Genomic DNA, 22,831 nt, shown 5'->3' on the forward strand with positions numbered 1-22,831 from the left:
GTTCCTTCCGTGGCGGGCTGCCACGGACGTCGTGGGTGGTCAGCCGGCGGCCAGCGCGGCACGGGCCCGTGGCAGCGCGTCGGCCTCCAGGCGGAGCCGGTCCGCGATCTCGGCGCGGAACCGGGAGTCGACGGCCCGACGGTGCTCGGCGTCGAGCCGCCGGGCGAGCCGGCCGAGCCCGGTCCGCGTGGCGCAGGTCGCCTCCGCCACCGCCAGCCTGATCTCGCCGGGCGTGACGGAGCCGGGCGTGACGGGAGTCGGCTCCGGCGCCGACGCGCGGGCCGACGCCGGGTCCGCGACGTCGTGTCCGGCGGCCCGCATGCACCGCCGCCACGCCCGCACGCCGTCGGCGTAGCGGGGGTCGGCGAGCACCCGCCCGACGCGCGGGCCGGCGAGGTTGTCGGTGATCCGGGTGACGCGGTACCAGCCGGGCAGGTCGCGATAGAGCTGTCGCTCCGCCTCGGAGGTACAGCTGTGACTGCTGCGGCGCAGCACCCCGCCCGCCGGCAGCGTCACGCGCAACGCATCCGGCTCGCCCGGGTCGCCGTTGCGCGCGCGCACGGCGGCGGCGCCGCGCTCCGGTGGCAGCTCCCGGGCGTACCGCACGTTCGGGTCGGCCGCGATCGTCTCCTGGAGCCGGCGTTCCAGGGCGCCGCCGTATCCGTACCGGCGGGCGTAGGACACGTCGTCCAGGACGTACGGGAACTCGCGCAGTTCCGGCACCGGCTGCCGGGGGGCCGGCCAGTAGCGGAACCCGCGCCGTTGCATGCAGTCGCGGATCAGTACCTGCTCGGCGGCGTACAGCACCTCAGCGGGCGGGGCGGACGCGGCCGGAGCGGACACGGCCGGCGCGCTCGGGTCCGGTGGCAGTGCGGTCGCGCCGTGGTCAGCGGGCGGCGGCGCGGCGTCCCGGCTCGCGCCCAGCGCCCCGGCCACCGCCGCCGCGAGCACGGCCGGCACCGCTACCGCGTACCACCAGGACCGCGACCGGCGCGACACCACCGCCATGACACCCACCTCGGCCGTCCGGGGCGCCCGACGCGCCCGTCACAGACAGCTTCGGCACCGGGGGTGCCCCGGGACAGGGGGCTTCGATCAGGCTCGAACGACAGGTCCCGGCGTACGGCGGATCAGGGCTGCGCGGCGCGGGCGATGCTCGCCCGGATGGGCGCGTAGTGCTCGGCGATGGCCGAGCGCAGCGCCGCCGCGTCGGCGGCGGTGAGGGCGGCGACGATCGCCTGGTGCCGCTGGGCGGTGATGACCCGGTCCTCCGGCTCGGTGCGCAGGGTGGGCGCGACGATGGCCTGCACCTGCCAGAACGCCTCTGTCAACTGGACCAGCAGGTCGTTGCCGAGGGGTTCCATCAGCTTCAGGTGGAAGGCGCGGTCGACGTCGAGGAAGTCCTCGCCCTGGGCGGCCCGGCTGTGCATCTCGTCGGCGAGCGCGGACAGCTCCGACCGGTGCTGCTCGTCCAGCGCGTCGATGACGGTGGCGGCCAGGCCCTGCTCCAGCGTCTGGCGGACGTCGACGACCTGGGCCAGGACGTGATGGTCGTCCTCGCCACTGAGCAGGCCCCGGAACGTCAGGCTCTCCACCAGGGCGTTGAGCGACATGCGGCCGACGAACGTGCCGTGGCCGTGGCGTACCTCCACGATGTCGAGCGCGGAGAGGATCTTGACCGCCTCGCGGACGCTGGACCGGCTGGCACCGACCGCCTCGCACAGTTCCGTCTCGGTGGGCAGGAGGTTTCCCGGCTTCAGGCGGTTGCGCAGGATGTACTCCTTGATCCTGGTCGCCACCTCCTGCCGGCGAGGGCTGGGCCGCTCGGCGCCGCGTAGCGGACTGGCGTCAATGGTCGTCATCTGCCCCTTGCCCTTCGTTCCCGAATCTGTCACTCTCACCCTACCGGCATCAGACGTCAGACGTCATACACCTTATGCTTCACATCCCCGAGCGCGAGCGGTCACGCGAGCGCATGAAGAGCCTATGGAGGCAGCTACGTGAGCACCACCGGTAAGCCGTCGAGGAGCCGGCGCGCCCTGCGCGGCCGCGTCCGCTCCCTGACCGTCGCCTCCCTCGCGGGCGGCCTCGCGGTCGCGCTGGCGGCCTGCAGCGGCGGTCCCGCCTCGACAAACGCCGTGGGCGACGGGAAGGGGGGCACGTCGATCGAGGCGACGCTGGCCTTCACGCTCTCCAGCGGTTTCGATCCCAGCAACGCCTCCTCGGCCGTGGCGACAGCGGTCAACCAGCACGTCTTCGAGGGCCTCGTCGACCTCGACCCGATCACGCGGGAACCCTACAACGCCCTGGCCAAGAGCGACCCGACCCCCGGGGCCGACGGCCGGACCTACACCGTGACGCTGCGCGACGGCGCGAAGTTCTCCGACGGCACCCCGGTCACCGCCGAGGACGTGGCCTGGTCCTTCACCCGCGTGCTCAAGCCCGCGGACCCGAAGGCGCCGCCGCTCATGCAGGGCTTCGTCTCCTTCATCGACACCGTCACCGCCAAGGACGCCTCGACCGTCGAGTTCACGCTGAAGTACCCGTTCGCGCTGTTCAGCGAGCGGATCGCGGTCATCAAGATCGTCCCCAAGGCGAAGACCGGTGACGCGGCCGCGGCCAAGGCGTTCGACACCGCGCCGATCGGCTCCGGCCCGTTCAAGGTGGACAGCGCGTCCAAGGAATCCGGCATCAAGCTGAGCAAGAACGCGAACTACAACGGCCCGCGCGCCGCCAAGGTCGAGACGATGACGTGGAACACCACCACCGAGGCGTCGGCCCGCGTGTCGGACCTCCAGGGCGGCCGGGTGCAGGCCATCGAGGCCGTGCCGTACCTGAACGTGGACTCGCTCAAGGACAAGTACACGATCGACGTGAAGCAGGCCTTCAACCAGGTCTTCCTCATGTTCAACAACTCCGCCGCGCCGTTCAGCGACAAGCGCGTACGCCAGGCCCTGCACTACGCCATCGACAAGGAGGCGGTCATCAAGACCGCGCTCAACGGCTACGGCAGCCCGGCGACCAGCTACCTCGACGAGGGCAACAAGGCCTACCAGAAGGCCGGCACCGTCTACGACTACAACCCGGACAAGGCCAAGGCCCTGCTCCAGGAGGCCGGCGTCACCAACCTGTCGTTCCGGCTCGACACCACCGACAGCTCGGTGGTCAAGGACGTCGCCCCGCTGGTCATCGAGCAGTGGAAGAAGATCGGCGTCACCGCCACGCTGAACACCGTGCCGTCCTCGGCCATCTACGGCGACATCGTGCCCAAGGACACCTTCCGGGTGCTCATGGCCACCGGTGACCCGAGCGTCTTCGGCGTCGACACCGACCTGCTGATGCGCTGGTACTACTTCGGCGAGACCTGGCCGGGCCAGCGTTACCGCTGGAGCGACGCCGACCGCAAGGCCATGGGCGACCTGCTGGACAAGGCCGCGCAGACCTCCGACGAGGCGGCCCGCAAGGCGCTGTGGAAGCAGGCCCTGGACATGGCGGCGGACCAGGTGCCGCTCTACCCGATCCTGCACACCAAGGTCGTCACCGCGTACGACCCGGCCAAGGTGGACGGCTTCTCCGGCGCCTCCACCACCGGCCTGTACTTCCTGGGCACCGGCCGGACCGGCTGAGCCCACGCGCGGGGTTCCGGCCCCGCAGACGTCCCGCCCGGCCCACGTGACCCGTGCGGCCGGGCGGGCGTCCCGGCGCCCCCGCCACGAGAAAGAGAATCCATGCTGACCGTCCTGAACCTGGTCGCACGACGATTCCTGACGCTGATCCCCCTGGTGCTGGGCATCACGCTCTTCGTCTTCGTGATCATGCAGTTCTCCCCGATCGACCCGGCGCTCTCAGTCCTCGGTGACCAGGCCACGCCGGCGCAGGTCGAGGCGTTCCGCGCCGCCAACGGCCTGAACGACCCGCTGCCGCTGCGCTACCTGCACTTCCTCGGCGACCTCGTCCGCGGCGACCTCGGCATGACGTTCCCGCCGTCGGTCCCGGTCGCCGAGAAGATCGCTATGGCGCTGCCGCTTACCATCCAGCTCACCGCGCTCGGCGTCGTCGGCGCGCTCGTCATCGCGCTGGCCCTCGGCATCCCGGCCGCCCTGTACCGGGACCGCTGGCCCGACCAGGTCATCCGGATCGTCTCCATGGCCGGCATCGCCACGCCCTCGTTCTGGCTCGCCCTGCTGTTCATCCAGGAGTTCTCGGTCCGCCGCCCGATCTTCCCGACCGGCGGCTACGTCAACCCCGCCGACTCGGTCGGCCTGTGGTTGCAGTCGCTGACCATGCCGGCGCTGGCGCTCGCCGTACCGGTCGGCTGCTCGCTGGCCCGCATCGTCCGCACGTCGATGGTCGAGGAACTCGACAAGGACTACGTCCGCACCGCGATCGGCGCCGGACTGCCGCCGCGCGTGGTGATCGGCCGCAACGTGCTGCGCAACGCGCTTGTCAACCCGCTCACCGCGCTCGGCCTGCGGATCGGCTACCTCATCGGCGGCACCGTCGTCATCGAGGCGATCTTCTCGCTACCAGGCATGGGCACCCAGATCATGAGCGCCGTCCAGCAGAACGACACGGCGCTCGCCCAGGGCACCGTGCTGACCATCGCGCTCGGCTTCGTCCTGGTGAACCTGGTCGTCGACATCCTCTACCTCTTCGCCAACCCCCGACTGCGCGGAGGCCACTGATGCGCCGCTCCCTCGCCACGCGGCTGTCCCGCCCCGGCATGGCCTTCGCCCGGCTCGGTCTCGCGGCCCGGTTCGCGCTCGGCTTCGTCGCGCTCATCGTCGTGGTCGGCGTGCTCGCCCCGCTGCTGCTGCGCCACGATCCCACCCAGACCGGGCTCGGGCCGGCGTTGACCGGCCCGAACGGCGACTTCTGGTTCGGCCTGGACAAGCTCGGCCGCGACGTCTTCTCCCGGCTGGTCGCCGGCACCCGGCGCTCGCTGATCGTCGGCTTCGGCGCGGCCGGCATCGCGCTGGTGCTCGGCGCGATCCTCGGCGCGATCGCCGGAAGCAGCCGCACCGCCGTCGACGAGATCATCATGCGCTGCCTCGACGTGGTCATGGCGTTCCCGGCGATCGTGCTCTCCGCGCTGCTGATCATCTCGTTCGGCAAGAACAGCCTGCTGGTCCTCGTCATCGCGATCGGCTTCGTGTTCACCCCGTCGGTCGCGCGCATCGTCCGCGCCAACGTGCTGTCCCAGTACGGTGAGGACTACGTGGCCGCCGAGCGGATCATCGGCGCCCGGCGACCGCACATCCTCTGGCGGCACGTCCTGCGCAACTGCGCCGCCCCGATCCTCGTCTTCGTCACCGTCATGGTGGCCGACGCGATCGTCTTCGAGGCGTCGCTGTCCTTCATCGGCGGCGGACTCGCCCCGCAGGAGGCGGCCTCCTCGTGGGGCTCGGTGATCGCGTTCGGCAAGGAGATGGTGCAGATCGGCGGCTGGTGGGCCACGTTCTTCCCCGGCCTGCTGATCCTGCTCACCGTGCTGGCGCTCAACGTGCTCTCCGAGGGCATGTCCGACGCGTGGGCCGCGCCGGCGGCGCGCCGCGCCACGTCCACCACCAGCGGTGACGCGCTGGAGCAGGCGAAGCCCGGCACCGGCGAGGTGGTCGAGCTGCCAGGTCTCGCCGAGGCGGCACAGCGGCTGCGCGAGCGCGCCCGCCCGCTGCCGCAGGGCAAGCCGGTCCTTCAGGTCAGCGACCTGTCCATCGGCTTCGCCGGCCGCCACCGCGGCGTGGACATCGTCGACGGGCTCTCCTTCGACGTCCGCCCCGGCGAGGTCGTCGGCCTGGTGGGGGAATCCGGCTCGGGCAAGTCGCTCAGCGTCCTGGCCGTGATGGGCCTGTTGCCCCAGGGCGCCCGGGTACGCGGCGAGATCCGCTTCCAGGACACGAACCTGCTGACGCTGAACGCCAGGGGCCGCCGCGCCCTGATGGGCCGCGAGATCGCCATGGTCTACCAGGACGCGCTGTCGGCGCTGAACCCGGCGCTGCGCGTCGGCGCCCAGCTCGCCCAGATGATCCGCCGCGGCGGCACCCGCTCGGCCGAGGAGCTGATGCGGCTGGTCGGGCTGGACCCGCGGCGCACGCTCGCCGCGTACCCGCACGAACTGTCCGGCGGGCAGCGGCAGCGCGTCGTGATCGCTATGGCGCTGTCCCGCGACCCGAAGCTGATCATCGCGGACGAGCCGACCACCGCGCTCGACGTCACCGTGCAGGCCCAGGTGATGAAGCTTCTGCTGGACCTGCGCGAGCGGCTCGGCTTCGCCCTCATCCTGGTCAGCCACGACCTCGCCCTGGTCAGCGACGTCTGCGACCGGGTCGTGGTCATGTACGGCGGGCAGATCGTGGAGACCGGCGTGACCGCCGACGTGCTGGAGGCGCCCGCCCACCACTACGCCCGCGGCCTCCTCGGCTCCGTCCTGTCCCTGGAGAACGGCGCGGAACGGCTCACCCAGATCCGCGGCGTGGTGCCGTCACCGGCCGACTTCCCGAAGGGCTGCCGGTTCTCCGACCGCTGCCCGATGGCGACCGAGATCTGCCGGGACACCGCGCCCGCCCTGGCCGGCACGGACGGTCACGGGTACGCCTGCCACCACCCCGCCGTCACCGTCAGCGAGAAGGAGCCGGCCCGATGAGCGCCACCGCCGAGCACCGGCCGATCGCCGAACTGAGCGGCGTGCACGTGGTGCACGCCGCGCGCGGCGGCGGCATGTTCAGCCGGGAGAAGGTCTACGCGCTCACCGGCGCCGACCTGGTCATCCGGGCCGGTGAGACGGTCGGCATCGTGGGCGAGTCCGGCTGCGGCAAGTCCACGCTCGCCAAGGTGCTCGTCGGCCTGCAACGGCCGACCGCCGGCACGGTGTCGTTCGCCGGCAAGGACGTGTGGTCGATGAGCGCCGCCGAGCGGCGCGAGCACATCGGCGCGGGCGTCGGCATGATCTTCCAGGATCCGGCCACGTCGCTGAACCGCCGCATGCCGGTCCGCGACATCCTGCGCGACCCGCTCGACGTGCACCGCCGGGGCACCCGGCAGCAGCGCGAGCAGCGGGTGGCCGAGCTGATGTCCCTGGTGGGCCTGCCCCGCTCGGTCGCCGACGTGCTGCCCAGCCAGCTCTCCGGCGGGCAGCGCCAGCGGGTGTCCATCGCCCGCGCGCTGGCCCTGGAACCGGGGCTGGTCATCGCCGACGAGCCGACGAGCGCGCTCGACGTGTCGGTGCGGGCCCAGATCCTCAACCTGCTGCTGGACCTCAAGGACCGGCTCGGCCTGGCGATGGTGCTGGTGTCGCACGACATCCAGACCGTCAAGCGGGTCAGCGACCGGGTGGTCACCATGTACCTCGGCCGCATCGTCGAGCAGACCCCCGCCGACCTGCTGCCCGAGGGCGGCCGGCACCCGTACACCCGGGCTTTGTTCTCGGCCACGCCGGGTCTGCTGTCACCGATCGAGCCCATTCCGCTGGTCGGCCCGGTCCCGTCGGCGACCCGGCCGCCGAGCGGCTGCCCGTTCCGGACCCGCTGCTGGGCCGCCACCGAGGGCTGCGCCGTGGACATGCCGGCGCCGCGCCCCGCCGAGGGCGAGGGCCACGAGTTCCGCTGTCACCACCCGGTGCCCGCCGGCACCGCGAACACCGAACTGGTCGCGCTCGCCACCTCGGCGACCGGCCGCACCACATCTGAGTCTGTCGAGGAGAACCTGTGACCACCCCAGCCCCGCGGTTCGCCGGAGTCGTGCCGCCGGCCGTGACCCCTCTGACCGAGGAGGGCGAGGTCGACGTCCGCTCCCTGGAACGGCTGGTCGAGTGGCTGCTCGACGCCGGTGTCGACGGCATCTTCGCCCTCGGCAGCTCCGGCGAGACGGTCTTCCTCACCGACCGGCAGCGGGACCTGGCACTGGAGACCATCGTGAAGACCGCCGGCGGTGCCGTGCCGGTCATCGCCGGCTGCATCGAACCCACCACCCGCCGGGTCGTGGAGCGGGCCGAGGCGTCCACCCGCCTCGGCGCGGACGGCCTGGTCGTGACCGCGCCGTTCTACGCCATCGTCGGCCCGCACGAGATCGAGCGGCACTTCCGCGCGGTCGCCGCGGCGGTCGAGCTTCCCCTGCTGGCGTACGACATCCCGGTCTGCGTGCACAGCAAGCTCTCCGTCGACCTGCTGACCCGGCTCGCCGCCGACGGCGTGCTTGCAGGCGTCAAGGACTCCAGCGGCGACGACGTCGCGTTCCGCCAGCTGGCGCTGGCCGTCGCCGAGCACGCACCGGAACGGGACTTCAGCCTGCTCACCGGCCACGAGGTGGTGGTCGACGCGATGATGCTCGCGGGCGGCTCCGGCTCGGTGCCCGGACTGGGCAACGTGGACCCGGCCGGGTACGTGCGGCTGCACCGCGCCTGTGTGGCCGGCGACTGGACCGCCGCCCGCCGGGAGCAGGACCGGCTGACCCGGCTGTTCCGCATCGTCGACGCCGCCGACCCGGCCACCTCGGCAGGCGCTACCCGGGGCGTCGGCGCGTTCAAGACCGCGCTGTCCCTGCTCGGCGTCATCGCCGGAAACGCGGTGTCGCTGCCGCTGCGGCCGCTGGACGCCGCCGAGACGGGCCGCGTGCGTACCCAGCTGGAACTGGCCGGGCTGCTCTGACCATGCCCGACCTGAGCACCACGGGCGCGGCCGACCTGGTCGCCGCGCTCGACATCGGCGGTACCAAGACCACCGCCGCCCTGGTCACCGCCGGGGGAGCGGTCGTCGGCCGGCGCACCGCACCGACGCCGGGTCGCTCCGGTGCGGTCGCTGTGCTCGACACCGCCGCCGGCCTGGTCGAGAAGCTGCGGGCGGACGCGCCGGGTGTCGTACTGGCGCTCGGCGTCGGCAGCGCCGGAGTCATCGACAGCGGCTCCGGCCTGGTGCTGTCCGCCACCGACGTGCTGGCCGGGTGGACCGGCACGGACCTGCGCGGCGACCTGAGCCGGCGCCTGGGCGTGCCGGTCACCGTGGTCAACGACGTGCACGCCCACGCGCTGGGCGAGGCGCGTCACGGCGTCGCGGCCGGGTACGACACGGTGCTCTACGTCGCCGTCGGCACCGGCGTCGGCGCGTCGTTCGTCCTCGGCGGCACCGTGCTCGCCGGTGCGCACAGCGCAGCCGGGCACGCCGGGCACCAGCCGTCGCCGTACGCCGGATCGCTGCCCTGCACCTGTGGCGGGCGCGGGCACCTGGAGGCGATCGCCGCCGGGCCGGCGCTCGCCGCCGAGTACGTCCGGCGTACCGGGCGGCCGGTGGCCGACCTGCGGGCCGTCGCCGCGCTCGCGGCGGACGGCGACGAGACGGCCCGCGAGGTCGTCCAGCTCGGCGGCGCGGCCGTCGGCTCCGCCGTCGGCGGCCTGGTGAACGTGCTCGACCCCGCCGCCGTGGTGATCGGCGGCGGCGTCACCGGCCTCGGCGAGCCGTGGTGGCGGGCGCTGCGCGACGCGGTGCCCGCCGAGACGCTGCCCGCGCTGGCCGGCGTACCGGTCCTCGCCTCCACCCTCGGCCCCGACGCGCCGCTGCTCGGTGCCGCCTCGCTCGCCTGGAAGGTCTCATGAACGCGCTCGTCGACCAGCTCCGTGACCGCCTGGTGGTCTCCTGCCAGGCGTACCCGGGTGAGCCGATGCGCGACCCGGACACCATGCGCCGGGTCGCGCTCGCCACCGCCCGGGGCGGGGCCGCGGGTATCCGCGCCCAGGGTCTGGCGGACATCGCCGCCATCCGCGCGGCGGTGGACCTGCCGCTGATCGGGCTCTGGAAGGACGGCGACGACGACGTCTTCATCACCCCGACGCTGGAGCACGCGCTGGCCGTCGCCGACGCCGGGGCGCACGTCGTCGCGCTCGACGGCACGTCCCGGCCCCGGCCCGACGGCCGGACCCTCGCCGAGACGATCGCCGCCGTGCACGAGCGCACCGGCGCGCTGGTGATGGCCGACTGCTCCACACTTGACGAGGGCGTCGCGGCCGCCGCCGCCGGCGCCGACCTGGTCGGCACCACGCTCGCCGGCTACACCGCGTACACCACAAAGGGCGACGGGCCGGACCTGGGCCTGGTCGCCCGGCTCGCCGCCGCGGTCGACGTACCGGTGGTCGCCGAGGGACGCATCCACACCCCGGAGCAGGCCGCGCGGGCGCTGCGGGCGGGCGCGTGGACGGTGGTCGTCGGCACCGCCATCACCCACCCGAGCACCATCACCGGCTGGTTCGCCGCCGCCGTCCAGGAGGCTGCGTCGTGCCGCTGACCGACCTCGACCTGGCCGGCTGCCTCGCGTACCGGCCGGAGCTGGACGTGCCGGCGGACCTGGACGCCTTCTGGGCGCGCACGCTCGACGGCGGCGGCGACCCGGAGGCGGCGGTCTACGAACCGGTCGACACCGGGCTGACCCAGATCCGGACGTACGCCGCCACGATCCCCGGTTTCGGCGGCGAGCCGGTACGCGGATGGCTGCACCTGCCCGCCGGTGCCGACGGGCCGCTGCCCTGCGTGGTCGAGTACCTCGGCTACGGCCGGGGCCGGGGTCTGGCGCACGAGAAGCTGTTCTGGGCGGCGGCCGGCTTCGCGCACCTGATCATGGACAGCCGGGGCCAGGGATGGAGCGCCGCCATCGGCGGTACCCCCGATCCGCACCCCTACCCGGCCGGCACCGTGCCCGGCTTCCTCACCCGGGGGGTCGCCGAACCGGCGGAGCACTACTACCGGCGGCTGATCACCGACGCGGTGCGCTTCGCCGAGGCCGCCCGGCGGCACCCGGCCGTCGATCCCGCGCGGGTGGCGGTGACCGGCTTCAGCCAGGGCGGCGGCCTGGCCCTGGCGGTGGGCGCGCTGAGCCCGGACGTCGTGGCGGTCCTGCCGGACGTGCCGTTCCTGTGCGACATCCGCCGGGGCGTGCGCGTCGCCGGGCCGGACAGCCCATACGCCGAGATCGTGGACTACCTAGCGCTGCACCGCGACCGCGCCGACCAGGTGTTCCGCACCCTGTCCTACCTGGACGCCGCAGTGCTCGCGCCCCGCGCGACCGCGCCGGCGCTGTTCTCGATCGCCCTGCGGGACCAGGTCTGCCCGCCGTCCACCTGCTTCGCCGCCTACCACCGCTACGGCGGCGAGAAGGACGTGCGGGTGTACGAGTTCAACGACCACGAGGGCGGCGAGGCGGCACACCAGCGCGAACAGCTCACCTGGTTGCGCGGCGTCCTGGGCGCCTAGCGGGCGCGTTCCACCACGTAGTCGGTCAGCTCGAGCAGGAAACGTCCGTCCTCGGTGTCGGCGGCGGCACCCAGCGCCCGCTCACCCTCGCGGCGGGCCGCGAGTGCGAGATCCCGGGCGCTGCGCCGCGCCGACTCCACACAGTCGTACGCGAGCAGCCGCCCGTGCAGCCAGCGCACCTCGGCGTCGGTGCGCTCCGCGCGGGTCCGGCTCAGCAGCCGCACGAGCCGTTCGCGTTCGGTCGGCGTACACCGCCGCATGAAGTCGATCAGGATCAGCGTGCGTTTGCCCTCCCACAGGTCACCGGCGATCTCCTTGCCGTACCGGGCGTAGTCGCCGGTCAGGTTGAGGGCGTCGTCCTGGATCTGGAACGCCGCACCCAGATACCAGCCGTACCGGTCCAGCACGTCGACGGCGTTCTCCCGGCCGGTCGCCACGAGGATCCCGGTGCGGCACGGGTATATGCACGTGTACCAGGAGGTCTTCTTCAGGCACATCCGGTAGTAGTCGTCGGCGTCCAGGTCGCACACGTTGTCGCGGATCCAGCCGATCTCGATGGCCTGCCCCTCCAGCGAGTGGCGCATCATCAGCTCGGTCTCGGTGAACAGCCGCCAGGCGATCCCGGAGCCGAGTGCCGACCGGTTAGCGGCCAGCCGCCGCAACGCCAGCAGGTTCGTCATGTTGCCGACGTTCAGTGCCACGCCGACGCCGTACTCGGCGTGCAGCGTCCGCCCGCCGCGCCGCTGTTCGCTTTCGTCCTGGATGTCGTCGTGGATGAGGAACGCGTTGTGGAACAGCTCCACCGTCACGGCGGCGTTGAGGCCCACCGCGTCGCCGCCGCCGAACGCCCGGCACGTCGCCAGGCACAGCGCGGCGCGCAGCCCCTTGCCCCAGCGCCGCGGGTACTCCGCGACCAGGTCGTAGAGGTAACGCGGGCCGCCGTCGGGCACGTCGTCGAGCAGCGCGCCGAGGGCGAGCCCGCGATAGCGCTCCAGCATCCGTTCCACGTGCCCGCCGGCCACCCCGGCGGTCGGCGCCATCGCGCGGCTACCGGCCCGCCGGCCGCTTCGGGGCCGGCGACGCGAGCCGGTCCGCGAGCCCGTTCGCGACCTCGGGGGCCAGCCGCGCCAGATTGAGTACGGTGTCCAGCGCGTCGTGCGCGTCCGAGGTGTACCGCCGGATCACCTCGCCGCGCTGGTCGTCGGCCATCTTCAACTGCCCGACCACAGTGTCGATGAGGGCGTGCCCGTCGGTGCGGACCCGCGCGACCAGTTCGTCGAACGCCTCCGGGTCGACCCGGCGGCTCTCGGTCAGCTTCTCCTCGAGCCGCCGTGCGCCGGCCAGCCCCGCCGCGAGTTCCTCCTCCAGCACCGTGGCCGCGTGGGTCACGGTCTCCGAGGTCTCCTCGGCCACCTTCTCGAAGCGCTCGTTCGTGCGCTCACGCTTGCCGTCTGTCATGGGCGAAGTGTCACCGGACCAGGGACGACACACCAGGCGAGTGTCGCCATGGTGACTGAGCGTGGCCAGCCCGGGCAGCCTTCGCGACTGGGTACGGGTACTCAGCGCGGTACCGTCTCGTCGCTCATGTGCCGGCGTTGCGGCGTCGACAGGATGCTTGTCATGGCCGAGACGCTGCACCGACACGCCGCCTTGCGTACCGTCGACACGCCGCTGCCCGCCGAGGCCGCGCTGGCCCCCGCCGGCCGCGCGGTCGCCGCGCTGGCCCGGCTCGTCGCCCACCACCCGGCCGGCTGGCGCTGGCTGGCCCGGCGCCACCACCCGGTCCTCGATCGGCTCGCCGCCGCGAACGCGCGGTCGACCTGCGTGCGCGCCGCCCGGCGGGTGCCCGCGTACCAGGCGTTCCTGCGGGCCCGCCCCGGCGGCCTGCGCCGGCGGCTGCGGGACTTCCCGGAGACCGACAAGCGCGGGTACGTGATGGCGTACGACGCCTCCGCCCGGTGCCGGGACGGGCGGATGCCGGAGCGGGGCGTGGTGGTCGACGAGTCGGCCGGCTCGTCCGGGCGGCCGTTCAACTGGCCGCGTGGCGAGCGGGAGCTGCGGGGGGTGCACCGGGACATCGCCGGCTACACCGGGCTGGCGTTCCCGATGCGTCGCCCGTTCGTCATCAACGCGTACTCGATGGGCGCCTGGGCGACCGGCACCACCACCGGCGCGGCGATGGCCCGGATCGCGACGGTGAAGAACACCGGCCCGGACCTCGGGAAGATCGTCGACACGCTGCGCGAGTTCGGCCCCGGCCACGACTACCTGGTGACCGCGTACCCGCCGTTCCTCAAGCACCTGCGGGACCGGCTCGACGCGGAGGACTTTCCGTGGTCGCGGTACCGGATCTTCGCCAGTTGCGGCGGCGAGGGCATGACCGAGGCGCTGCGCGACTACCTGGAGCAGCGGTTCGTGCGGGTGCGGTCGGCGTACGGTGCGTCGGACCTGACCATCGGCATCGGTGCGGAGACCCGGTTCACGGTCTGGCTGCGGCGGCGGCTGCGCACCGACGCGGGGCTGCGCGCGGAACTGCTCGGGCGCGGCGAGCAGCGGCTGCCGATGGTGTTCCAGTACAACCCGTTCGCCACCTACCTGGAGACCAACGAGCGGCGGGAACTGCTCTGCACGGTGACGAGCCCGCACGTGCTCCAGCCGCGGCTGCGCTACAACGTGGGCGACGAGGCGCTGCTCGTGCCGTACCGGCGGATCGTCGAGCTGGCCCACGCCGACCCGGTGCGCCGCGCCGAGTTCCGTACCGCCGCGGCCGAGGAGCGGATGACGCTGCCGCTGCTGCTGCTGTTCGGCCGCAGCGACTCCACGGTGTCCTACCTGGGCGCGAACCTCTATCCGCAGGACGTCGAGTACGGCCTGTACACCGGGAACCCGTACGCCGCCGAGATCAACAGGTTCTGCCTGACGCTGCACGAGGACGCGGCGCTGGAGACCCGGCCGGTGATCCACGTCGAGCTGCGCCGCCCGCTGGACACCGCGGCCCGCGCGGCGCTCGCCGACGCCTGCCGCGACGGGGTACGCGCGCACCTGACCTCGGTGTCGCGGGACTTCGCGCAGTCCCTGGTGGAGGACCCGACCGCCGGTGACCTGCGGGTGGAGCTGCACGAACCGGACGGCGGCCCGTTCGCCGCCATGCAGAAGATCAAGAACGTCTACCTGGTGAGGTGAACGATGCGTACCCGTGACTTCTCCCGCGCCCCGGCCCAGGCCCGCGCCGGCGCCATGTTCATCGGCGGCACCCGGTACGCGAACCCGCTGGTGCTGCTGCGCCTGGCACCCGACTGGATCCGGATGGTGCGCGACATGCGCCGGATGTCCGGCTACTGCTGGCACACCGTCTACTGGCAGTTCCCGCTGACGCTCGGCACGATCGCGTTCTTCACCGACCGGGACGCGCTGCTGCGCTTCGCCCGGACGCGGCACCACCGCAAGCTGATGATGTGGCTGACCGACGGCGACCGTAACGCCACCGCCGGGTTCATCCGGCTCTACACCGCGTCCCCGGACGGCTACTCCAACGGCGCGTGGCGGGCCGAGGACGGCGCGATGGGCCACATCGAGCGGTTCACGCCGCTGGGCGCGGAGACGACCGGACCGGCGGTGCGCCGGTGACCGGCCACCGGTTCGAGCGCGTCACCGGCCGGCGCGGCCTGCGCGACTTCCTCGCCCTCACCGACCGGCTGTACGCGGGCGAGCCCCGGTACGTGCCGACGCCCCGGCAGCAGATCCGCCGGTGGTGGCGCGACGGCGTGCCGATGTACGTGCTGCGCGACGCCACCGGCGCCGTGGCCGGGCGGACCACGCTGCACACCGACGCCGACCTCGACGCCAAGCTGGGCCGCCGGTGCCAGCTGTTCGGGCTCACCGAGTTCACCGAGCCCGCCGCCCGGCCGCTGTTCGACGCGATCGCCGCGCACGCCACACCCGGCCGGGACCTGCTGTTCGGGCCGGTGGCGCTGCTGCCCAACCAGGCCGGCGGCGTGATCACCGCCGGGTACGCCGACCGGGGTTTCGTGGACAGCGCGTGGAACCCGCCGTACTACCCGGACGCGTACGAGGAGAACGGGTTCACCCGGCGGTTCGTCTCCGACACCTGGATCTGCCCGGTCCCGCCGCCGGCCGGGCCGCCGCCCGCGCTCGGCGTGCAGCCCGACGGCTCCCGGCTGGAACTGCACCGGGGGAACACCCGGCGGCTCGACGAACAGCTCGACCTGCTGCGCGGGATGCTCAACGACTCCTTCGCCCAGCTCGGCTACTACACGCCGATCTCGGCGGCCCAGCTGCGGCGGCAGACCGACGGCCTGGCGTACCTGCTGGACGAGTCCCTGCTGCTCTACCTGACCCGCGACGGGCGCCCGGTGGCGTTCGTGCTCTGCGTGCCGGACATCAGCGACTTCCTGGTCGCGGTGCGCGGCGACCTGAACCCGGTCAACCAGCTGCGGCTGCTTGCGACCCGCCGCCGCTACCGCCGGGAGGCGGTGCTGATCGTCAAGGGCGTGGTGCCGGAGTTCCAGGGGCGCGGCTATCAGCGGCTGCTCTCCGCACACCTGCACCACAACCTGCACGACGGCGGCTACGCGGCGCTGCGCAGCACGTACGTCGGGCGGGACAACCCGGCCTCGGCCGCCCAGTACCGGCGCCTCGGCGGGCGCCCGCTGCACGGCTACACGTTCTACGCCAAGGAGCGGTGACCATGGACCTCGCCGCGTTCCGCGCGCTGGAGCCGCTGTGCTGGCGGGCACCGAGCGCACACAACACCCAGCCGTGGCGGCTGCGCTACGAGCACTGGGCGATCACCGTCGGCTGGGACCCGGCCGACGCGCTGCCCGCCGGCGACCCGGCCGGGCGGGACCTGCGGCTGTCACTGGGCGCCTTCGTGGAGACCTGCCTGATCGTCGCCGCCGACGCGGGGCTGCGGCTGGACTGGGCCGCCGACCACGACGAGTCCGAGCGGCGGGTGGGGCGGCTGCGACCGGCACGGCAGCCGTACCGGACGCCGTTCCGCACCGCCGACGTGCGGGACCGGCGTACCCACCGGGGCCGGTTCACCGGCGGCCCGGACGCCGACCTGGTCGCCGCCGTGGACGCGGTCGCCCGCCGGGCCGGTGGCGCGGTCCGCGCGGTGCCGGCGGCCGGGCGGCTGCGCGCGTTGCTGCGCACTGCGGACCGGCAGGTGTACGCCGACCCGGCGGTGGTCGCGGAGCTGCGCCGCTGGCTGCGCCTGGACCGGTCGGGCCCGCGCTACCGGGCCGACGGGCTCAGTGACAGGTGCCTCGGGCTGGGCCGGGCCACGGCCACCGGGCTGCGGGCGGCGCTCGCGGCGTACCCGGCGTTGCGCCCGCTGGGGCTGCCCCGGTTGCTCGCCGCCGCGGGCGGTGATCCGCTGGCGCAGGGCGGCGGGGTGCTGGCGCTCGTCGCGCCGCCCGGTCTGGACGCGGCCGGGCAGGTCGAGTTCGGACGGGTGCTGATGCGGATGTGGCTGACGCTGCACACGGCCGGGCTGGCCGCCCACCCGCTCAGTCAGCTCGTCGACGTGGCCGCCACCCGGGACGCGCTCGGCACACTGCTGGACGTGGCGCCGGAGCGGATCGTGCACGTGGCCCGGGTGGGCCGGCCGGCCGGCCCCGCGCCCCGGTCGGCCCGGCGAGTGGAGCGCGGATCGGATCTGTTAGCGGTAACACCCCTTGACGCGGTGTTACTCCATACATGAGAGTCCATGGTGGCTGATGTGTCGCCCGGTCGGGAGCCCTGGGCGCGTAGTGGCAGGAATGCGGCGTCCGGGTGCGCGCGTGTGTGCTGTTAGCGATAACAGCGCCGCCGCGCACCCGGGCCCATCTCTGATCTGCGCGGTTGGGAGCAACCATGTCCGAAGTGACACGACGAAACATCATCAAGGCCACGGCGGCGGGTGCCGGTGCCGCGCTGGTGCCGGCCGCTTGGAGCGCGACCGCGCGCGCCGGCTCGGCGGCGCCACCACAGGTGCTGGCCGCGAACGACCTGGCGCTCTGGTACGACGAACCGGCCGGCACCGACTGGCTGCGCGCCCTGCCGATCGGCAACGGGCGGCTCGGCGCGATGGTGTTCGGCAACGTCGACACCGAACGGCTCCAGCTCAACGAGGACACCGTCTGGGCCGGCGGCCCGTACGACTCGGCGAACACCCGGGGCGCGGCCAGCCTGGCCGAGATCCGCCGCCGCGTCTTCGCTGACCAGTGGACCTCTGCACAGGATCTGATCAACCAGACCATGATGGGCAGCCCGGGTGGGCAGCTCGCCTACCAGACCGTCGGGGACCTGCGGCTCGCCTTCGGCTCGGCGAGCGGGGCGACGCAGTACAACCGGACCCTCGACCTCACCACCGCCACCGTCACCACCACCTACGTCCAGGGCGGCGTACGGCACCAGCGGGAGGTGTTCGCCAGCGCGCCCGACCAGGTGATCGTGCTCCGGCTGACCGCCGACCGGGCGAACGCGATCACCTTCTCCGCCACCTTCGACAGCCCGCAGCGGACCACAGCGTCCAGCCCGGACGGCGCGACCATCGCCCTCGACGGCATCTCCGGCTCGATGGAGGGGGTGAACGGCTCGGTGCGCTTCCTCGCGCTGGCCAACGCCGCCGTCACCGGAGGCACGGTCAGCAGCTCCGGCGGCACGCTGCGGGTGTCCGGCGCCACCAGCGTGACGGTGCTGATCTCGATCGGGTCCAGCTACGTCAACTACCGCACCGTCAACGGCGACTACCAGGGCATCGCCCGCAACCGGCTGAACGCGGCAAAGGGCGTCGACGTCGACCAGCTCCGCACCCGCCACCGCGCCGACTACCAGGCGCTGTTCAACCGGGTCACCATCGACCTGGGCCGCACGGCCGCCGCCGACCAGCCGACCGACGTGCGGATCGCGCAGCACGCGAGCACCGACGACCCGCAGTTCGCCGCGCTGCTGTTCCAGTTCGGGCGGTACCTGCTGATCTCCTCGTCGCGGCCGGGCACCCAGCCGGCGAACCTCCAGGGCATCTGGAACGACTCGCTGACGCCGTCCTGGGACTCGAAGTACACGGTCAACGCCAACCTGCCGATGAACTACTGGCCGGCCGACACCACGAACCTGTCCGAGTGCTTCCTGCCGGTCTTCGACATGGTCAAGGACCTCACCGTCACCGGCGCGCGGGTCGCCCAGGCGCAGTACGGCGCCGGCGGCTGGGTCACCCACCACAACACCGACGCCTGGCGGGGCGCGTCGGTGGTGGACGGCGCGTTCTGGGGCATGTGGCAGACCGGCGGGGCCTGGCTCAGCACGCTCATCTGGGACCACTACCTGTTCACCGGCGACAGCGGATTCCTCCAGGCCAACTACCCGGCACTGAAGGGCGCCGCCCAGTTCTTCCTCGACACCCTGGTCGCCCACCCCACGCTCGGCTACCTGGTGACGAACCCGTCGAACTCGCCGGAACTGGCGCACCACGCGAACGCCAGCGTCTGCGCGGGGCCCACGATGGACAACCAGATCCTGCGCGACCTGTTCGACGCGGCGGCGCGGGCCAGCGAGGTGCTCGGCGTCGACGCCACGTTCCGGTCCCAGGTGCGCACAGCAAAGGACCGGCTGCCGCCGAGCCGCGTCGGCTCCCGGGGCAACGTGCAGGAGTGGCTGGCCGACTGGGTCGAGACCGAGCGCACCCACCGGCACGTCTCCCACCTGTACGGGCTGCATCCCAGCAACCAGATCACCAAGCGGGGCACCCCGGCGCTGTACGAGGCCGCCCGCAGGACGCTTGAGCTGCGCGGCGACGACGGGACCGGCTGGTCCCTCGCCTGGAAGATCAATTTCTGGGCCCGGCTGGAGGACGGCGCCCGCGCCCACAAGCTCCTGCGTGACCTGGTCCGCACCGACCGGCTCGCGCCGAACATGTTCGACCTGCACCCGCCGTTCCAGATCGACGGCAACTTCGGCGCCACCTCCGGCATCGCCGAGATGCTGCTGCACAGCCACACCGGCGAGCTGCACCTGCTGCCCGCGCTGCCGACCGCCTGGCCCGCCGGGCGGGTCGCGGGCCTGCGCGGCCGGGGCGGCTACACGGTGGCGCTGGCCTGGACGGTCGGCCAGGCCGACGAGATCACCGTCCGGGCCGACCGTGACGGCACGCTGCGACTGCGGTCCCGGCTGTTCACCGGGAGCTTCACCCTCGCCGACGTCACCGACGGCAGCACACCGGCCACCACCCGCCCGGAGTCCGACGTCGTCGCGCTCACCGTCCGCGCCGGCCACACCTACCGCGCGGCCCGGCCGGGCGTGACACCCTCGCCGACGGTGACAGCGACGCCGACCTCCACGCCGTCACCGACCCCGACGCCGACCACCAGTTCCCCGGCGCCGTCCGGCGCGCGTGCCACGTACTCGATCACCGGCTCCTGGTCCGGCGGCTTCCAGGCCGAGGTCACGGTGACCGCCGGCACCACCGCGATCCGTGGCTGGACGGTGTCCTGGACGTTCCCGAACGGTCAGGTCATCAACCAGATCTGGAGCGGCACGCACACCCAGAACGGCGCGAACGTGACGGTGCGCAACGTCGACTACAACGGCTCACTGCCGGCCGGCGGCTCCACCACGTTCGGCTTCATCGGCTCGGCGGGCGGCGCCAACAACCCGCCGACGAACATCACCTGCACGACCACCTGACCACCGCGCGCCCCGCCCGGCCACCCGGCCCGGGCGGGCGCGTCGCACAGCCGATCAGGCCAGCAGCGTCTCGCGCAGCCGCGCACCCAGGTTCAGCTCGCCGACCACGCGGGGACCGGCCGGGTCGTACACGGCGATGCGGTGGTTGCGGCGCATCATCTCCCGCACCGCCGGCGGCAGCCGGGGCGGGTCGTCCATCGTCGCGAGCACCCGCGCGCCGGTGCCCATCAGCCGTTCCACGAGCGTCGCGCTGTCGGTGTCCACACGCACCCGGCCGAACTCCCAGCCGACGGTGGTCAGGTCGAGCACCTCGAACAGGCGCGTCACGAACGGCTGCGGGTCGGTCACCCGGTCCAGCCGGTCGGCCCGCCCGCCGACCACCGCCACGGCGGCGGTGACCTGAGCGTACGGGTGCAGCCCGCTGGGCAGCGCGCCGAGCGGCCAGCGCAGCGCCGGCCCGGCCTCCTTCCACAGGGGACGGTAGTTGCGGCGGTGCACCAGCAGCCGCCGCCCGGTACGCCGGAACACCTCCTGCGCCTGCCCCTGGAGGTCGGCGTGCGCCTGGTCGGCGGCCTCGCAGACGATCCCGGCGGCCACCACGAGACCGTCGTCATCGGACAGCAGCCGGGTGATCGCGTCGGCCTGCTCCGGGAACCGGAGGCGGGCGTGCGCCCCGTAGGACTGCCGCACGTCCCGCAGCAGCTCCTGCTGACGTGTGGGGTCCAGTTCGACCCGTCCGCCACCGAGCAACCGCTGGAGCCAACCCATCGCGCCTCGCTTCCGTCGCCGTCTGCGGACCGGGCAATGCTAGTTCGTCGGTCGGAGCTCGTATGGTGACGGGGTGACCGATCGATCCCTGACCCTGATGGCGGTGCACGCTCACCCCGACGACGAGGCGACGAGCACCGGTGGCGTCCTGGCCCGCTACGCGGCCGAGGGCGTCACCACTGTGCTCGTGACGTGCACCGACGGTGCGTGCGGAGACGGACCCGGCGGGGTCAAGCCGGGCGAGGACGGGCACGACCCGCGGTCCGTGGTGGACATGCGCCGCGCCGAGCTGGCCGCGAGCTGCGAGGCGCTGAAGGTGACCCACCTGGAGACGCTCGACTACGGCGACTCCGGGATGATGGGCTGGGCGACGAACGACGCGCCCGGCGCGTTCTGGAACACGCCGGTGGCGGAGGCGGCCGACCGGCTGGCGGAGCTGATCCGCCGCTACCGCCCCGACGTGGTGGTCACCTACGACGAGAACGGCTTCTACGGCCACCCGGACCACATCCAGGCCCACCGGATCACGATGGCCGCGGTCGAGCAGACCGGCATCCCGGCCAAGGTCTACTGGACCACAGTGCCGCGCAGCGCGTTCCAGCAGTTCGGCACGATCATGCGCGAGATCGGGGTGGAGTTCCCCGAGCCGGAGGCGACCGACGAGATGCCGGCGCTGGGCCTGCCGGACGACGAGATCACCACCTGGGTCGACACCAGCGGCTACGGCGGGCAGAAGTTCGCCTCGCTCGCCGCGCATGCCAGCCAGGCGGAGAACATCTTCTTCCTGCGGCTGGGGCAGGAGCGGTTCACCGAGCTGATGGGCATGGAGACGTTCGTGCGGGTGCGGGACACCACCGGCGCGGCGACGCCCGAGGACGACCTTTTCGCCGGGCTGCGCTGACCGGTCGCGGGCCCGGTCCGGGGCGGTCACCGGTTCACGCCGAGACGGTCTGGGCGGCCAGGTGCGCCAGCACCGCGCCCACGTCGCCGTCGGTCTCGGCCATGATCCGTCGTTGGCGGGTGGCGCCGGTGCCGTCCCGGCGTACCCGCTCCAGCTCGCTTCGGACCAGGTCCAGGTCGCCGTGGCGGGCCAGCGCGGGCGTGACGGTGACGACCAGGTCGTCGACGAGGTCCCAGGCGGGCCGGGGCCGTCCGGTGCGCAGGTCGACGAGCCGGCCGTCGACGCCGTCGTGGGCGGCCCGCCAGTGCGCGGCGGCGACCAGGCAGTCCCGGATGCGGAGGGCGGGCACGCCCGCGCGGACGTCGTCGATCAGCGTCGCCACGAGCGCCCGGACCAGCCCGGCGACCAGCACGGTGTCGTCGACAGTGGGGCACACGTCGCCGACCCGGACCTCCACCGTCGGGTACGACGCGGACGGGCGCGCGTACCAGTAGACCATCGCGGCGTCGAGCATGATCCCGGCGGTGATCAGGTCCGCCACCGTGGCGTCGTAGTCGGCGGCGGAGTCGAAGTGCGGTGTGGGTCCGATGCTCGGCCACCGTTCCAGCTGCATCGAGCGCCAGCTCGCGTGCCCGGTGTCGCGCCCGTCGTGCAGCGGCGAGTTCGCGGTGAGCGCCTGCACCACCGGCAGCCACGGGCGCAGGTGGTTGCAGACCTGCACGGCCAGTTCCCGGTCGGGCACGCCGACGTGCACGTGACAGCCGCAGACGGCCGGATCGTGGGCGACCGGGCCGAACCGGCGGGACATGTCGTGGTAGCGCTGCTCGTCGGGCACCGTGCGGTGAGCCTCGCAGACCGGTGTGGCACCGACGGCGACCAGCCGCGCCCCGGCCGCGTCGGCCGCCCGGGCGGCGGCCCGGCGCAGCGTGACCAGGTGTTCGCGCAGCTCCCCGAGGTCCGGGCTGACCGGCGTCACCATCTCCACCATGCTGTGCCGGAACTCCTGCCGGCTCTGCTCGCGGGCGGTGCCGGAGAGCGCGTCGCGTACCCGGTCGGCGACCGGCATGCTCTCGCCGCTGACCGGGTCCAGCAGCAGGAACTCCTCCTCTACCCCGAGGGTCAGGACGGCGGGAATCTCGGGGGTGGTGGTGGCGGCGGTGGTGGTGGTGGGCCGCGGCCTCACCGACGGCTCCACCGGCACGGAACTGGCGGCGGACCGTCGTGAGTCGGGCTCATATCCCGA

At 73.2% G+C, this 22,831-nt stretch carries 20 protein-coding genes; 14 read left to right on the plus strand and 6 right to left on the minus strand.

The genetic code is table 11. From position 1 onward, the window contains the following. Positions 1–39 precede the first annotated feature (39 nt). Positions 40–1,008, minus strand: a complete 969-nt coding sequence (locus tag ACGFIA_RS16070) for a hypothetical protein (protein ID WP_357478287.1) — start codon at positions 1,006–1,008, stop codon at positions 40–42. Positions 1,009–1,130: 122 nt separating this feature from the next. Beyond that, on the minus strand, positions 1,131–1,862 hold the full coding sequence (locus tag ACGFIA_RS16075; RefSeq protein ID WP_357384900.1) for an FCD domain-containing protein: 732 nt from the start codon (positions 1,860–1,862) through the stop codon (positions 1,131–1,133). 138 nt (positions 1,863–2,000) lie between these two features. Here ACGFIA_RS16075 and ACGFIA_RS16080 point away from each other — a divergent pair, with 138 nt between their 5' ends. From ACGFIA_RS16080 to ACGFIA_RS16115, 8 genes are all read left to right on the plus strand, one after another. Next, on the plus strand, positions 2,001–3,626 hold the full coding sequence (locus ACGFIA_RS16080; protein ID WP_357384902.1) for an ABC transporter substrate-binding protein: 1,626 nt from the start codon (positions 2,001–2,003) through the stop codon (positions 3,624–3,626). Between the two features lie 102 nt (positions 3,627–3,728). After that, positions 3,729–4,685: an ABC transporter permease gene (locus ACGFIA_RS16085; protein ID WP_357384904.1), complete on the plus strand. Its 957-nt coding sequence runs from the start codon at positions 3,729–3,731 to the stop codon at positions 4,683–4,685. Next, positions 4,685–6,643 (plus strand): dipeptide/oligopeptide/nickel ABC transporter permease/ATP-binding protein, encoded by a 1,959-nt coding sequence (locus ACGFIA_RS16090; protein ID WP_393260587.1) that lies wholly within the window; start codon positions 4,685–4,687, stop codon positions 6,641–6,643. Before ACGFIA_RS16085 ends, ACGFIA_RS16090 begins: the two co-directional genes overlap by 1 nt. Continuing rightward, on the plus strand, positions 6,640–7,707 hold the full coding sequence (locus ACGFIA_RS16095; protein ID WP_393260590.1) for an oligopeptide/dipeptide ABC transporter ATP-binding protein: 1,068 nt from the start codon (positions 6,640–6,642) through the stop codon (positions 7,705–7,707). The genes ACGFIA_RS16090 and ACGFIA_RS16095 overlap by 4 nt, the downstream gene beginning before the upstream one ends. Next, the gene (locus ACGFIA_RS16100) at positions 7,704–8,642 is read left to right on the plus strand and encodes a dihydrodipicolinate synthase family protein (protein WP_357384910.1); all 939 of its coding nucleotides are present in this window, start codon (positions 7,704–7,706) and stop codon (positions 8,640–8,642) included. The genes ACGFIA_RS16095 and ACGFIA_RS16100 overlap by 4 nt, the downstream gene beginning before the upstream one ends. Positions 8,643–8,644: 2 nt before the next feature. Then, a complete protein-coding gene (locus tag ACGFIA_RS16105) occupies positions 8,645–9,583 on the plus strand; it encodes an ROK family protein (RefSeq protein WP_357384912.1) in 939 nt (312 codons plus the stop codon). Continuing rightward, positions 9,580–10,269, plus strand: coding sequence for an N-acetylmannosamine-6-phosphate 2-epimerase (locus ACGFIA_RS16110; RefSeq protein WP_357384914.1), 690 nt, complete (start codon positions 9,580–9,582; stop codon positions 10,267–10,269). The genes ACGFIA_RS16105 and ACGFIA_RS16110 overlap by 4 nt, the downstream gene beginning before the upstream one ends. Continuing rightward, positions 10,260–11,231, plus strand: coding sequence for an acetylxylan esterase (locus tag ACGFIA_RS16115; RefSeq protein WP_393260594.1), 972 nt, complete (start codon positions 10,260–10,262; stop codon positions 11,229–11,231). Before ACGFIA_RS16110 ends, ACGFIA_RS16115 begins: the two co-directional genes overlap by 10 nt. Here the strand turns inward: ACGFIA_RS16115 and ACGFIA_RS16120 are convergent. Both ACGFIA_RS16120 and ACGFIA_RS16125 read right to left on the minus strand, forming a co-directional pair. Then, complete coding sequence (locus tag ACGFIA_RS16120) at positions 11,228–12,271, minus strand: polyprenyl synthetase family protein (RefSeq protein ID WP_393260597.1); 1,044 nt, start codon at positions 12,269–12,271, stop codon at positions 11,228–11,230. The genes ACGFIA_RS16115 and ACGFIA_RS16120 overlap by 4 nt on opposite strands. Positions 12,272–12,278: 7 nt before the next feature. Then, complete coding sequence (locus ACGFIA_RS16125) at positions 12,279–12,689, minus strand: hypothetical protein (protein WP_357471155.1); 411 nt, start codon at positions 12,687–12,689, stop codon at positions 12,279–12,281. Positions 12,690–12,851: 162 nt separating this feature from the next. Between ACGFIA_RS16125 and ACGFIA_RS16130 the strand changes: the two genes are divergently transcribed. The 5 genes from ACGFIA_RS16130 to ACGFIA_RS16150 all read left to right on the plus strand — a co-directional run bounded on the left by ACGFIA_RS16130 (position 12,852) and on the right by ACGFIA_RS16150 (position 19,919). Further along, the gene (locus ACGFIA_RS16130; RefSeq protein WP_357384922.1) at positions 12,852–14,414 is read left to right on the plus strand and encodes a phenylacetate--CoA ligase family protein; all 1,563 of its coding nucleotides are present in this window, start codon (positions 12,852–12,854) and stop codon (positions 14,412–14,414) included. 3 nt (positions 14,415–14,417) lie between these two features. Beyond that, entirely contained in the window at positions 14,418–14,858 is a 441-nt protein-coding gene (locus ACGFIA_RS16135; protein ID WP_013285846.1) for a hypothetical protein, read from the plus strand. Further along, positions 14,855–15,937 carry a GNAT family N-acetyltransferase gene (locus tag ACGFIA_RS16140; protein ID WP_393260601.1) on the plus strand — a complete coding sequence of 361 codons (1,083 nt, stop codon included), beginning with the start codon at positions 14,855–14,857 and terminating at the stop codon, positions 15,935–15,937. Before ACGFIA_RS16135 ends, ACGFIA_RS16140 begins: the two co-directional genes overlap by 4 nt. Positions 15,938–15,939: 2 nt before the next feature. After that, a complete protein-coding gene (locus tag ACGFIA_RS16145) occupies positions 15,940–16,956 on the plus strand; it encodes a nitroreductase (RefSeq protein WP_357471145.1) in 1,017 nt (338 codons plus the stop codon). Between the two features lie 152 nt (positions 16,957–17,108). Beyond that, a complete protein-coding gene (locus ACGFIA_RS16150; RefSeq protein ID WP_357471140.1) occupies positions 17,109–19,919 on the plus strand; it encodes a glycoside hydrolase N-terminal domain-containing protein in 2,811 nt (936 codons plus the stop codon). A 54-nt stretch (positions 19,920–19,973) separates the two neighbouring features. On the opposite strand, the gene ACGFIA_RS16155 is transcribed toward ACGFIA_RS16150, so the two are convergent. Beyond that, positions 19,974–20,687 (minus strand): hypothetical protein, encoded by a 714-nt coding sequence (locus tag ACGFIA_RS16155; RefSeq protein WP_357384929.1) that lies wholly within the window; start codon positions 20,685–20,687, stop codon positions 19,974–19,976. Positions 20,688–20,760: 73 nt separating this feature from the next. Here ACGFIA_RS16155 and ACGFIA_RS16160 point away from each other — a divergent pair, with 73 nt between their 5' ends. Next, positions 20,761–21,588, plus strand: a complete 828-nt coding sequence (locus tag ACGFIA_RS16160) for a PIG-L family deacetylase (protein WP_357384931.1) — start codon at positions 20,761–20,763, stop codon at positions 21,586–21,588. Between the two features lie 34 nt (positions 21,589–21,622). Here ACGFIA_RS16160 and ACGFIA_RS16165 read toward each other — a convergent pair whose 3' ends face one another. Continuing rightward, positions 21,623–22,771 (minus strand): glutamate--cysteine ligase, encoded by a 1,149-nt coding sequence (locus ACGFIA_RS16165; protein WP_357384933.1) that lies wholly within the window; start codon positions 22,769–22,771, stop codon positions 21,623–21,625. Between the last annotated feature and the right edge of the window lie 60 nt (positions 22,772–22,831).

The organism is Micromonospora sp. NPDC049203, assembly GCF_043197215.1.
GTDB lineage: Bacteria > Actinomycetota > Actinomycetes > Mycobacteriales > Micromonosporaceae > Micromonospora.

Coding starts and splice junctions, on each gene's coding strand:
- ACGFIA_RS16085 (WP_357384904.1), top strand. CDS start 3,729: ATGCTGACCGTCCTGAACCTGGTCGCACGACGATTCCTGACGCTGATC.
- ACGFIA_RS16150 (WP_357471140.1), top strand. CDS start 17,109: ATGTCCGAAGTGACACGACGAAACATCATCAAGGCCACGGCGGCGGGT.
- ACGFIA_RS16095 (WP_393260590.1), top strand. CDS start 6,640: ATGAGCGCCACCGCCGAGCACCGGCCGATCGCCGAACTGAGCGGCGTG.
- ACGFIA_RS16120 (WP_393260597.1), bottom strand. CDS start 12,271: ATGGCGCCGACCGCCGGGGTGGCCGGCGGGCACGTGGAACGGATGCTG.
- ACGFIA_RS16105 (WP_357384912.1), top strand. CDS start 8,645: ATGCCCGACCTGAGCACCACGGGCGCGGCCGACCTGGTCGCCGCGCTC.
- ACGFIA_RS16125 (WP_357471155.1), bottom strand. CDS start 12,689: ATGACAGACGGCAAGCGTGAGCGCACGAACGAGCGCTTCGAGAAGGTG.
- ACGFIA_RS16090 (WP_393260587.1), top strand. CDS start 4,685: ATGCGCCGCTCCCTCGCCACGCGGCTGTCCCGCCCCGGCATGGCCTTC.
- ACGFIA_RS16110 (WP_357384914.1), top strand. CDS start 9,580: ATGAACGCGCTCGTCGACCAGCTCCGTGACCGCCTGGTGGTCTCCTGC.
- ACGFIA_RS16130 (WP_357384922.1), top strand. CDS start 12,852: ATGGCCGAGACGCTGCACCGACACGCCGCCTTGCGTACCGTCGACACG.
- ACGFIA_RS16070 (WP_357478287.1), bottom strand. CDS start 1,008: ATGGCGGTGGTGTCGCGCCGGTCGCGGTCCTGGTGGTACGCGGTAGCG.
- ACGFIA_RS16075 (WP_357384900.1), bottom strand. CDS start 1,862: ATGACGACCATTGACGCCAGTCCGCTACGCGGCGCCGAGCGGCCCAGC.
- ACGFIA_RS16145 (WP_357471145.1), top strand. CDS start 15,940: ATGGACCTCGCCGCGTTCCGCGCGCTGGAGCCGCTGTGCTGGCGGGCA.
- ACGFIA_RS16135 (WP_013285846.1), top strand. CDS start 14,418: ATGCGTACCCGTGACTTCTCCCGCGCCCCGGCCCAGGCCCGCGCCGGC.
- ACGFIA_RS16155 (WP_357384929.1), bottom strand. CDS start 20,687: ATGGGTTGGCTCCAGCGGTTGCTCGGTGGCGGACGGGTCGAACTGGAC.